The 12,163-nt window shown below is 57.9% G+C and carries 11 protein-coding genes; 3 read left to right on the top strand and 8 right to left on the bottom strand.

The window, feature by feature from the left end; all coding sequences use genetic code 11:
• Nucleotides 1–23: 23 nt before the first annotated feature.
• The 3 genes from gntT to gntX all read right to left on the bottom strand — a co-directional run bounded on the left by gntT (nt 24) and on the right by gntX (nt 3,019).
• Nucleotides 24–1,340, bottom strand: coding sequence for a gluconate transporter (gntT, locus tag ENTMO_RS0122300; protein ID WP_010436429.1), 1,317 nt, complete (start codon nt 1,338–1,340; stop codon nt 24–26).
• A 358-nt stretch (nt 1,341–1,698) separates the two neighbouring features.
• Nucleotides 1,699–2,274, bottom strand: a complete 576-nt coding sequence (gene nfuA, locus ENTMO_RS0122295) for a Fe-S biogenesis protein NfuA (protein WP_010436427.1) — start codon at nt 2,272–2,274, stop codon at nt 1,699–1,701.
• Between the two features lie 61 nt (nt 2,275–2,335).
• On the bottom strand, nt 2,336–3,019 hold the full coding sequence (gene gntX / locus ENTMO_RS0122290; protein WP_010436424.1) for a DNA utilization protein GntX: 684 nt from the start codon (nt 3,017–3,019) through the stop codon (nt 2,336–2,338).
• Between the two features lie 36 nt (nt 3,020–3,055).
• Here gntX and bioH point away from each other — a divergent pair, with 36 nt between their 5' ends.
• Nucleotides 3,056–3,838 carry a pimeloyl-ACP methyl ester esterase BioH gene (gene bioH / locus ENTMO_RS0122285; protein WP_010436422.1) on the top strand — a complete coding sequence of 261 codons (783 nt, stop codon included), beginning with the start codon at nt 3,056–3,058 and terminating at the stop codon, nt 3,836–3,838.
• On the opposite strand, the gene feoC is transcribed toward bioH, so the two are convergent.
• From feoC to greB, 5 genes are all read right to left on the bottom strand, one after another.
• Nucleotides 3,810–4,049, bottom strand: a complete 240-nt coding sequence (gene feoC / locus ENTMO_RS0122280) for a [Fe-S]-dependent transcriptional repressor FeoC (RefSeq protein WP_010436421.1) — start codon at nt 4,047–4,049, stop codon at nt 3,810–3,812. The two genes, bioH and feoC, sit on opposite strands and share 29 nt — an antisense overlap.
• Before the next feature lie 11 nt (nt 4,050–4,060).
• On the bottom strand, nt 4,061–6,379 hold the full coding sequence (gene feoB / locus ENTMO_RS0122275; RefSeq protein WP_010436419.1) for a Fe(2+) transporter permease subunit FeoB: 2,319 nt from the start codon (nt 6,377–6,379) through the stop codon (nt 4,061–4,063).
• A 29-nt stretch (nt 6,380–6,408) separates the two neighbouring features.
• Nucleotides 6,409–6,636, bottom strand: coding sequence for a ferrous iron transporter A (gene feoA, locus ENTMO_RS0122270; RefSeq protein ID WP_010436417.1), 228 nt, complete (start codon nt 6,634–6,636; stop codon nt 6,409–6,411).
• 318 nt (nt 6,637–6,954) lie between these two features.
• Nucleotides 6,955–9,285, bottom strand: coding sequence for a Tex family protein (locus tag ENTMO_RS0122265; protein WP_010436414.1), 2,331 nt, complete (start codon nt 9,283–9,285; stop codon nt 6,955–6,957).
• Nucleotides 9,286–9,373: 88 nt separating this feature from the next.
• Nucleotides 9,374–9,847 (bottom strand): transcription elongation factor GreB, encoded by a 474-nt coding sequence (gene greB, locus ENTMO_RS0122260; protein ID WP_010436410.1) that lies wholly within the window; start codon nt 9,845–9,847, stop codon nt 9,374–9,376.
• Nucleotides 9,848–10,075: 228 nt separating this feature from the next.
• Between greB and ompR the strand changes: the two genes are divergently transcribed.
• Entirely contained in the window at nt 10,076–10,795 is a 720-nt protein-coding gene (gene ompR / locus ENTMO_RS0122255) for an osmolarity response regulator transcription factor OmpR (RefSeq protein ID WP_001157751.1), read from the top strand.
• Nucleotides 10,792–12,138: a two-component system sensor histidine kinase EnvZ gene (gene envZ, locus ENTMO_RS0122250; RefSeq protein ID WP_010436407.1), complete on the top strand. Its 1,347-nt coding sequence runs from the start codon at nt 10,792–10,794 to the stop codon at nt 12,136–12,138. The genes ompR and envZ overlap by 4 nt, the downstream gene beginning before the upstream one ends.
• The last annotated feature ends 25 nt before the right edge of the window (nt 12,139–12,163 follow it).

The raw sequence follows: 12,163 nt of genomic DNA, 5'->3' as shown, positions 1-12,163 counted from the left end.
GGGGAGAGGGTTAGGGTGAGGGGTCAAACCACCATATTCAACAGCAGCACCCCGACCAGACCGCACACCGAAATAATGGTTTCCAGCGCGGACCAGGACTTGATGGTTTCACCGATAGTCAGGTTGAAGTACTCCTTGAACAGCCAGAAGCCCGGATCGTTCACGTGAGAGAAAATCACGCTACCGGAACCGACCGCGATAACCATCAGCTCAGGGCTTACGCCCGTGGTCGCAATCAGCGGGGCAACGATACCGCCTGCGGTGATCGCCGCAACGGTCGCAGAACCCAGCGCAATACGCAGCACGGCAGCGATAGACCAGGCCATCAGGAGCGGCGACACGTTGGTTTCATGCATCATGGCAGCGATGTATTTGTCCACGCCGCTGGCGACCAGAGCCTGCTTAAACGCACCGCCACCGCCGATGATCAGGAGCATCATGGCAATGATTTTGATGGAAGAGGTCAGCGTGTCGTTGATCTGATCCATTGAACGACCGCGGTTCAGACCGAAGGTGAACATCGCGATCAGCACCGCAATCAGCGTTGCCATCACCGGGTCACCCAGGAATTCCGCTACCGCCAGGAACGCATGACCTTTTGGCAGGACCATCTCCGCCACGGCACGCATCGCCATCAGGATCACCGGTACCAGAGAAGTCCAGACGCTGACGCCAAAGCCAGGCATCTCTTCTTCGGTAAAGGTTTTGGCGCTGTACAGACCTTCAGGAATCGGCTTATCAATGCCTTTCAGGAAGCGCGCATAAACCGGGCCCGCCAGAATCACGGTTGGGATTGCCAGAATCGTACCGAACAGCAGGGTTTTACCCATATCTGCGTGGAAAATGGTGGCGATAGCGGTTGGACCCGGGTGCGGCGGCAGGAAGCCGTGGGTCACGGACAGCGCCGCAGCCATTGGCACACCGACATACAGCAGCGGGATATTTGCCGCAGCCGCGATGGTGAACACTAGCGGCAGCATCAGCACGAAGCCCACTTCATAGAACAGCGCGAAACCGACGGTAAAACCGGTTAACACCACCGCCCACTGGATATTCTTCTTACCAAATTTGGCGATCAGCGTGGTGGCGATACGCTGCGCCCCCCCGCAGTCCGCCAGCATTTTGCCGAGCATGGCGCCGAAGCCCATGATCAACGCCAGGCTGCCGAGCGTACCGCCGACACCGGCTTTAATCGAGCTGATGACTTTCACCAGCGGCATCCCTTGCATCAGACCGACTGCAAGTGCCACCAGAACCAAAGCGATAAATCCGTTCATTTTGAAACGGATCATCAAGAGCAGTAATAACACAACACCGATAGCAACGATGACTAATGGCATGATTTACCTGGCCTTTGAATTGTTATGGGTAACGTCATTGTTTCAACGACAAATTCCGATTGTCCCAACTGGGAACAGAGCGTTAACGGCACTCATACTGATGCCTGCGAAACCATTAAGTTTAGTCGGCTGTTATAAGGGTGCTGAGTGCCCACGAGAATGATACGGGTAACATGATGTGATTGAGAATCACCCAGGCAGGTAAAATTTAAATTATGAGATGCAGGTCAACATATAGAGGGGGGAAAACAAAAGCCGGGTGGCGGCTTCGCCTTACCCGGCCTACGATTTGGATGCTGTAACTGTTTTGTAGGCCCGGTAAGCGCAGCGCCACCGGGCAAGACAGACGGGTACTGAATTAGTAGTAAGAGTGCTCGCCGCGCTGGTGCTCGGTCAGATCGCGCACGCCTTTCAGTTCCGGGAATTCGTTCAGCAGCTGCTTCTCGATCCCTTCCTTCAGGGTCACATCGACCATAGAACAGCCGTTACAGCCGCCGCCGAACTGCAGGATCGCCAGACCGTCTTCCGTGATTTCCATCAGGGTTACACGGCCACCGTGTCCTGCCAGCTGTGGGTTGATCTGCGATTGCAGCAGATACTCAACGCGCTCCATCAGCGGGGCATCGTCAGACACTTTACGCATTTTCGCGTTCGGTGCTTTCAGGGTCAGCTGAGAGCCCAGCTGGTCGGTGACAAAGTCGATTTCCGCATCGTCAAGATACGGCGCGCTCAGTTCATCGACGTACGCGGTGAGCTGTTCAAATTTAAGGGCGGTGTCAGTTGCTTCCACAGCGTCCGGAGGACAATACGAGACACCACATTCTGCATTCGGTGTGCCTGGATTGATCACAAACACGCGGATCTGCGTCCCTTCTTCCTGATTTGCCAGCAATTTGGCAAAGTGCGCTTGTGCAGAATCGGAAATACGGATCATAGCTTTGGCCTAATAGTTGACTAAATTACCTGGGTATAATCATACGCCCATTGAAGAAGGGCTACAAGGTACGGCACAGACACCATACCTGAACCGACGCGGCGCCGCTTTGCAAAAGCAGTCGGGAAAGTTCAGCAACGGTACTGCCCGTGGTGACGACATCATCCACAAGCGCGATATGGAGGCCGTGAACCGGCAATTCAAGGCGGAAGGCATTTTTCAGGTTCCTTTTGCGAAGCCGCGCGCTGAGCTGATGCTGTATTGCGGTTGCCTGCACGCGCCTGAGCGCTGAGGCAGCGTAACGGCATCCGAGCCAGCGGGCGAGCGGACGACAGAGCAGGTCGCTTTGGTTATACCCGCGCCGCCAGTGGCGGCGGTGGTGCAGGGGGACATTCATCAGCATGTCGACCCGCGGCAGCGCGCGCGTTCGCCGTGCCTGCAACACGGCGAGAAGCAGCAAGCGGGCAAGGGGTGTCGCCAGTACGCTTTGGTGGGAAAACTTCAGCGCGTGGATAAGCGAACTGAGCGGCGGAACATAATTATCCACCGCCACAAGCGCTTGCCACGGCGGCGCTTTTTTCAGGCAGCGACCGCAGGGGAGCGCCAGGCTGACCGCCGGTAACCCACACTGCGGACACCCGGCGATTCGTCCTTCCAGCGAGCGGGTACAGACGGAACATATCCCCCACGCGCTGAGCGCAAGCGGCATTCGGCATAGCCAGCACAAGCCGGGCACTGTTAGCATAGGTAACCTCCATGTAAAAAAAGAGAACGATAGCTGATGAAGACGCTGTGGTGGCGGACCGTCGGGACGGGAAATTGTCATCTTGTGCTGCTGCACGGATGGGGACTGAATGCGGAAGTGTGGCGTTGCGTAAGTGAGGAACTCGCCTCGCAATTTACGCTGCAGCTGGTGGATTTGCCGGGCTATGGCCGCAGCCGCGGCTTTGGCGCGATGTCGCTTGATGAGATGGCGCAGCAGGTTTTGGATGCCGCGCCGCAAAACGCCGTCTGGCTGGGCTGGAGCCTGGGTGGGCTGGTGGCAAGCAAAATTGCGCTGGATAACCCCGGGCGCGTGAGCGCGCTGGTTACTGTGGCCTCGTCCCCGTGTTTTAGCGCGCAGGATGCGTGGCCGGGTATCAAGCCTGAAGTACTGGCTGGCTTCCAGCAGCAGCTAAGCGAAGACTTCCAGCGGACGGTGGAACGTTTTCTCGCGCTGCAGACAATGGGAACAGAAACCGCGCGTCAGGATGCGCGCACGCTGAAACAGACCGTGCTCTCGCTGCCGATGCCTGACGTTGAGGTGCTTAACGGGGGGCTTGAGATCCTGAAAACGGTCGATCTGCGTGAACCGCTGGCGTCGCTGGCGGTCCCGCATCTGCGTATTTATGGTTATCTGGACGGGCTGGTGCCGCGCAAGGTGGTTCCGCTGCTGGATGACCTGTGGCCGGAGAGCCAATCGTTGGTGGTCGCTAAAGCGGCACACGCGCCGTTTATCTCGCACCCTGGCGAGTTTTGTTCGGCGCTGTCCGGCTTTATTCGCGCAGTGCCCACCACTCCCTGAGGCAGGCTTTCCCTTCCGGGCAACGTTTACAGCTGCCGGACAAACAACCGTCCGGCTCTTCCTGAATGCGCACGGCTTTTCCCATCGCTTCGAGTCTTTCCAGCATGGCATCGATCATCGGCTGGGGCGTATGCAGGCTGAGGCTCAGCTGCTTTGCCTCCATGCGCCCCTGTAACGCCAGTAAATCACGAACCTGAATCAACGATGCCATCTGTTTGCCCCTTAGTGACAGTCGCCAGCCGGGCTGTTGCAGCAGGAGGTCGGCGTTTTACGCGTCGCCAGCAGGTTGACATCAACGCGGCTCCGCGCCCGGCGTAGCAGGCCCATTACCATCACGTTAAACAGGATCACCGCCAGGATGCAGACCAGACTGTAACGCGGGTGCTGGCTGAAGTTAACGGTCTGATAGAACACCGTCGCCAGGGAGTAAGCGATATTCAACCCCCACAGAATGGAGAAGCCCATCCAGCCGCGGCTGGACTCACGGGCAATCGCCCCCATTACCGAGATGCACGGAATGTACAGCAACACGAAGATGAGGTAGCTGTAGGCCGCTGACGCACTGCCGAATTTCTCGCTCATCACGCCCATGGCGCCGGTCGCCATTTCGCCGTCGCCTTTGCTGGCCTCAATCGGGTTCGCCAGCACGCTCAGGCTGAAGGTGTCTTTCAGGCTCTGCCAGGTTTCCTCAACGGCACCCAGCAGTTCGTCGCCGAGGTGAAACTCTGCCGGATTGAACTCTTGCTCCTGAATGTTCTCTGCGGTGTAGAGCGTGTTCAGCGTCCCGACAACCACCTCTTTCGCCATTGCGCCGGTGAACAGGCCAACGGTCGCCTGCCAGTTATCCTCCTGCACGCCAATCGGTTTGAAGACCGGCGTGATGACGCGGCTGACGGAGGCGAGGGCAGAGTCGTTGATGTTATCTGCCGCCTGACCGCTCAACGTGAAGCTGTTCAGCGCGCTCAGGAAGATACTGACGATGACAATCACTTTACCGGCGCGCAGCACGAAGCCTTTCAGGCGCTGCCAGGTCTGGATTGCCAGGCTCTTCAGATGCGGTACGTGGTAAACCGGCAGCTCCATCACGAACGGTGACGCTTCACCGCGCATAATGGTGTGCTTCAGCATCAGACCGGTCAGGATTGCCATCACGATGCCGAGCACGTACAGCGAGAAGACCGCCAGCGCGCCCTGCTGACCAAAGAAAGCGGCGGCAAAAACCGCAAAGATGGCCAGGCGCGCGCCGCAGGACATAAATGGCGCCATCATGATGGTCATCAGCCGCTCGCGCGGTGCATCAAGCGTACGTGCACCCATCACCGACGGCACGTTGCAGCCGAAGCCAACGATCAGCGGCACGAAGGATTTACCCGGCAGCCCCAGCGCCTGCATCAGGCGATCCATTACGAACGCCGCGCGAGCCATATAGCCGGAGTCTTCGAGGAAGGAGAGGAACAGGTACATCATGCCGATCTGCGGCACCAGCGGCAGCACGGTGTTGATACCGCCGCCAATCCCCTGGGCGAGGAAGATGGTCAGCCATTCCGGGAAGTGCAGGGTGTAGCCCAGCCACTGGATACCGTGCACGAATATCGCGACGGAACCGGCGTCAAAGACAGGCTGGAGCGCGCCGCCGATGTTAATGGCAAGCAGGAACATCAGGTACATCACCAGCAGGAAGATGGGCAAACCGAGGAAGCGGTTGAGCACAATCTTATCTACGGCGGCGGTAAAGCGGCTGGGTTCCGCCGTCAGGGCGTTGCTGACCACGTCGCAAATCGCGGCGATGGCCTGATAGCGCGCGTCCGCGATGTGCAGCGCCGGGTCATCCAGCTCGTCGCTCAGGCGTGCCAGCGCCACGTCGAGTTTATCTGCTGCATCACCGGCATAGGCGCGGCTGTAGATATCGCCTTCCAGCATCTGCAGGCCGAGCCATTGACGCTGTCTGGCAGGCATGGCGGTGTCCATCTCCTGCGCCAACTGGCTGGCTTCACGAAGCAGCGGCTGCGCGTAGTGCACCAGTTCAATGTCGGCGTTACCTGTGTGGCGGTCAACGGCCAGCTTCAGGGCGTCAATGCCGCGCCCGCGAGTAGAGACCAGCGGAACCACCGGGCAGCCCAGGCGGGCAGAGAGGGCATCGACGTCGATGCGCAATTTCTGCTTCTCTGCGATATCGAGCATGTTAAGCGCCACGATGCAGGGAATACCCAGCTCAAGCAGCTGCAGCGTCAGATAGAGATTGCGCTCAAGGTTGGACGCATCCACCACGTTGATGAGCAGATCCGCATCGCCGCTCAGAATATAGTGGCAGGCGATCTGCTCATCGAGTGAGGTTTGGGATGAAATCGTGGTGAGCGAATAGGTGCCCGGCAGGTCAACCAGCGTGACCTGATTGTCCGTCGTCGTGAACTGGCCTTCTTTGCGTTCAACCGTCACGCCTGCCCAGTTGCCGACGCGCTGGCGCGCACCGGTTAACTGATTAAATAAGGTTGTCTTGCCGGAATTAGGATTGCCAATTAAGCCAATAGTTAATTTTTTCATTGTAATAGACTCACTGAACCGCTGGCTTGTTATTGAGATAACGCTTCGACTTCAATTAAGGCGAGGTCTTTCTTACGCAGTACCAGATTGACGCGTCGGGTTTCGATATGAACGGGGTCGCCCAGCGGGGCCACGCGTACTACCTGGAATGACGAGCCGGGTAGCATGCCGAGTGACAAGAGCTTTTGCCGATAGGCGGGGCTAATTTCACGAGTAAAACCGGTAATTTTCCATGCACTGTCTGGAGTGAATTGCATAGCGCCTGATTCCACGGGAGGTTAAATAATCTACACAATGATGATAATGAGAATAGTTTTTATCAGCAATATTAAAACTGTGACGGAATGTTGTTAATCGTATTAATTTGCGGTCTGCTTGACCTTGCTCAATATTTGCAGAATTACCGGGAAGGAATAAAAAGCTTATTTGTTAATGGAGTGATAAATAGTGGTTTAAATATGGAGTCGCCATATTTATTTTAATTACCTGCGTTCTGCTTGCCGGGCGGCACTGCGTTTGCCCGGCCTACAAAACCGTAGGCCCGGTAAGCGTAGCGCCACCGGGCATTGACAAGCTTAGCGTTTCTTACCCATTGCCGCTGCCAGCGCATCCATCATCGCGCTGTTGCCCGCAGGCTGCGCGTCACGCCCGCGCGGTTTCGCGGCCTTCGCTGCCGGACGCTGCTGTTCGCGACCGCCGCCGTTCCCGCCGCGGCGCGCGTTGGTTTCGCCCGGCTGCTCGTCCAGACGCATGGTCAGGGCGATACGCTTGCGCTGCAGATCCACTTCCAGCACTTTCACCTTCACGATGTCGCCCGCTTTGACCACGGTATGCGGGTCTTCAACGAACTTGTCGGCGAGGGAAGAGATATGGACCAGACCGTCCTGATGCACGCCGATATCCACAAACGCACCAAAGTTGGTGACGTTGGTGACCGCACCTTCCAGCACCATGCCGGGCAGCAGGTCGTTCATGGTCTCCACGCCGTCAGCAAAGGTCGCGGTTTTAAACTCAGGGCGCGGATCGCGGCCCGGTTTTTCCAGCTCTTTGATGATGTCGCTAACCGTCGGCACGCCAAACTGCTCGTCGGTGAAATCCGATGCTTTCAGGTTACGCAGCGCGCTGTTGTCGCCCATCAGGTCTTTCAGCGCCTGCTGGGTCGCGGCCAGAATGCGCTCCACTACCGGGTAGGCTTCCGGGTGAACGGTAGAGGCATCGAGCGGGTTATCGCCGTGGTTGATACGCAGGAAGCCCGCGCACTGCTCAAAGGCTTTCGGCCCCAGACGGCTCACCTTCAGCAACTGCTGACGGTTCTGGAACTGGCCGTTCTCATCACGCCAGGCGACGATGTTCTGCGCCATCATGCGGGTTAAGCCCGCCACGCGAGTCAGCAGGGGAACGGAGGCGGTGTTCAGGTCAACGCCTACGGCGTTTACGCAGTCTTCCACCACCGCATCCAGCTTGCGCGCCAGCTGCGTCTGGCTCACGTCGTGCTGATACTGGCCCACGCCGATGGATTTCGGGTCGATCTTCACGAGTTCGGCCAGCGGATCCTGTAAACGGCGTGCGATAGAGACCGCACCGCGCAGGGAAACGTCCAGGTCCGGGAACTCCAGCGCTGCCAGTTCAGACGCGGAATAGACGGATGCGCCCGCTTCGCTGACGATCACTTTCTGCGCCGTCACTTTCGGGAACTGTTTCTGCACGTCGAGGTAGAAACGCTCGGTTTCGCGTGAGGCCGTACCGTTGCCGATGGCGACCAGTTCCACGTTGTACTTCTCGCACAGCGCCGCCACCACGACGGCCGCTTTCGCTGCCTGACCGGTGTGCGGGTAAATAGTGTCGGTGGCGACAAGCTTGCCGGTGCCGTCAAGGACGGCAACCTTCACGCCGGTACGCAGGCCCGGATCAAGACCCATGGTCGCGCGCAGGCCAGCAGGGGCGGCCATCAGCAGGTCGTGCAGGTTGCGGGCGAAAACGTTAATGGCTTCGTCTTCGGCGCGCTCGCGCACGGTGCCCATCAGCTCGGTTTCGAGGTGCATCAGCACCTTAATACGCCAGGTCCAGCTCACCACGCCTTTACGCCAGCTGTCCGCCGGGGCGTTGTTCAGGCGCAGGCCGAGGTGATCGGTGATGATCTGCTCGCAGTGGCTCTCTTTCGGCGGCTCGTCAAACTGCGGGTCGGCGTTGAGGGAGAGCTGGAGCACGCCTTCGTTGCGGCCGCGGAACATCGCCAGCGCGCGGTGTGAAGGGGCGGTTGAGATCGGTTCGTGGTGATCGAAGTAGTCGCGGAATTTCGCGCCTTCTTCCTCTTTACCCGCGACGACGGTAGAGACGATGTGGGCGTTTTTCCACAGGTAATCACGCACTTTAGCGAGCAGGGCGGCGTCTTCAGAGAAACGCTCCATCAGAATGTAGCGCGCGCCGTCGAGGGCGGCTTTGGTGTCCGCTACGCCTTTGTCAGCGTCGATAAATTTCGCCGCTTCGGTATCGGGATCGTGGGACGGCTCGTTCCACAGCAGGTCGGCCAGCGGCTCAAGACCCGCTTCAATCGCAATCTGCCCACGCGTGCGGCGCTTCGGTTTATACGGCAGATAGAGATCTTCGAGTTCGGTTTTGCTCAGGGTGCCATTGATGGCGTTTTCCAGCTCGCTGGTCAGCTTGCCCTGTTCGCCAATGGATTTGAGGATTGCCTGCCGACGTTCTTCCAGCTCGCGCAAATAACCCAGACGCGTTTCCAGGTTACGCAGCTGCGTGTCATCCAGACCACCGGTGACTTCCTTACGATAGCGTGCAATAAACGGCACGGTGTTCCCTTCATCAAGCAGGCGAACGGCAGCTTCTACCTGTTCGGCTCTGGCCTGAATATCACCCGCAATAATGCGGCAGAGCGAATCTTTCATCATGGCTTTATCATCTGTTGAGTCGAAAAAATCAGGGGATAGTTATACGGGCTGACACGGCAAAATGCCAGCCGTGGAGGGCGCTCTCGGACTATTTAACGTACTCGATTTCGTTCACGTACCAGCTGGCTTCACCGGAAGGGGTCTGAACGACGGCCAGATCGCCCACTTCCTTTTTCAGCAGCGCGCGCGCCATGGGTGAGTCGATGGAGATGTAATCCTTACGACCAAAAATTTCATCGTAGCCAACGATGCGAAACCGCAGGGTGTTGCCGTCATCGTTTTCAATTTCAACCCACGCGCCGAAGAACACTTTGCCTTCCTGCTGCGGGGAGTAATCGACAATTTTCAGGTTCTCGAGGCACTTCGTCAGGTAGCGAACCCGGCGGTCGATCTCACGCAGTCGCTTTTTGTTGTACTGGTAGTCAGCATTTTCGCTGCGATCGCCCAGGCTTGCCGCCCAGGTGACTTTTTTGGTCACCTCGGGACGCTCTTCGCGCCACAGGTAATCCATCTCTTTTTTGAGCTTTTCGTACCCTTCGCGGGTGATCAGGGGCGTTTTCATGGTGAAGCCTTTGCTGCCGGTTTACTGTCTTGCGCACAATACGTACCACACAGTGTAACAGACAGGATTAATAATGATTTATGTGATGAAATGTGCAGATAAGCTGCTGTTAAATATGCTTTGTAACAATTTCGACTAGAATTTATACCAGAATTAGCTGGTCGAATACGTGCACTTTTTTAGAATACGCTGTTACAAAGACTATCCGAACCTTTGGGAGTACACACAATGCAAGAAAACTACAAAATTCTGGTCGTGGATGACGACATGCGCCTGCGCGCGCTGCTTGAGCGTTATCTGACCGAGCAGGGCTTCCAGGTTCGTAGCGTCGCGAACGCTGAGCAGATGGACCGTCTGCTGACCCGTGAATCTTTCCACCTGATGGTCCTTGACCTGATGCTACCGGGCGAAGACGGGCTTTCCATCTGCCGCCGTCTGCGCAGTCAGAGCAACCCGATGCCAATCATCATGGTGACGGCGAAGGGCGAAGAGGTTGACCGTATCGTGGGCCTCGAAATTGGCGCAGACGACTACATTCCAAAACCGTTTAACCCGCGTGAACTGCTGGCGCGTATTCGCGCCGTGCTGCGCCGTCAGGCAAACGAACTGCCGGGCGCTCCTTCCCAGGAAGAGGCGGTGATTGCCTTCGGTAAGTTCAAGCTGAACCTCGGCACCCGTGAGATGTTCCGTGAAGACGAGCCAATGCCGCTCACCAGCGGCGAGTTTGCGGTACTGAAAGCGCTGGTCAGCCACCCGCGTGAGCCGCTCTCCCGTGACAAGCTGATGAACCTGGCGCGCGGTCGCGAATACTCCGCAATGGAACGCTCCATCGACGTGCAGATCTCCCGCCTGCGCCGCATGGTGGAAGAAGATCCGGCGCATCCTCGTTATATTCAGACCGTGTGGGGTCTGGGCTACGTGTTTGTCCCGGACGGCTCTAAAGCATGAGGCGAATGCGCTTCTCGCCGCGAAGCTCGTTTGCCCGCACCCTGTTATTGATCGTCACCCTGCTGTTCGTCAGCCTGGTGACGACCTATCTGGTGGTGCTGAACTTTGCGATCCTGCCGAGCCTCCAGCAGTTTAATAAGGTCCTTGCCTACGAAGTCCGTATGCTGATGACCGATAAGCTGCAGCTGGAGGACGGCACGCAGCTGGTTGTTCCCCCGGCGTTTCGCCGTGAAATCTACCGTGAACTGGGCATTTCGCTCTACTCCAACGAAGCGGCGGAAGACGCTGGCCTGCGCTGGGCGCAACACTACGAATTCCTTAGCCAGCAGATGGCGCAGCAGCTGGGTGGCCCAACGGAAGTGCGCGTTGAGGTCAACAAAAGCTCGCCGGTCGTCTGGCTGAAAACCTGGCTCTCACCCAACATATGGGTGCGCGTCCCGCTGACCGAAATCCATCAGGGCGACTTCTCGCCGCTGTTCCGCTACACCCTGGCCATCATGCTGCTGGCGATAGGCGGCGCGTGGCTGTTTATCCGTATACAGAACCGACCGCTGGTCGACCTGGAGCACGCGGCGCTGCAGGTCGGTAAAGGGATTATTCCTCCACCGCTGCGCGAGTATGGCGCCTCAGAAGTGCGTTCGGTGACGCGTGCGTTTAACCATATGGCGGCAGGTGTGAAGCAGCTGGCGGATGACCGTACGCTGCTGATGGCGGGGGTTAGCCATGACCTGCGTACGCCGCTGACGCGTATTCGCCTGGCGACGGAGATGATGGGGGAAGAGGACGGTTACCTTGCCGAGTCCATCAACAAGGACATCGAAGAGTGTAACGCCATCATCGAGCAGTTCATCGATTACCTGCGCACCGGGCAGGAGATGCCGATGGAAATGGCTGACCTGAACGCGGTGCTGGGCGAGGTGGTGGCGGCGGAAAGCGGCTACGAGCGTGAGATTGATACCGACCTGCAGGCGGGGGAGATCCAGGTGCGCATGCATCCGCTCTCCATCAAACGTGCAGTGGCGAACATGGTGGTCAACGCGGCTCGCTACGGTAATGGCTGGATTAAAGTCAGCAGCGGGTCTGAACTCAACCGCGCCTGGTTCCAGGTGGAAGACGATGGCCCTGGCATTAAGCCTGAGCAGCGTAAGCATCTGTTCCAGCCGTTTGTGCGTGGCGACAGCGCGCGCAGCACCAGCGGAACCGGTTTAGGCCTGGCGATTGTGCAGCGTATTATCGATAACCATAACGGATTGCTGGAGATTGGCACCAGCGAACGGGGTGGGCTGAGCATTCGCGCCTGGCTGCCGGTACCGGTGACGCGGGGGCAGGTGAAAGAGGGTTAAAAAAAGGGTGGCACTCGCCACCCTT

Origin of the sequence: Enterobacter mori LMG 25706 (genome assembly GCF_000211415.1) — a bacterium.
In the GTDB taxonomy this organism is placed as follows: Bacteria; Pseudomonadota; Gammaproteobacteria; order Enterobacterales; family Enterobacteriaceae; genus Enterobacter; species Enterobacter mori.
This window is presented reverse-complemented; position numbering and strand designations above follow the sequence as displayed.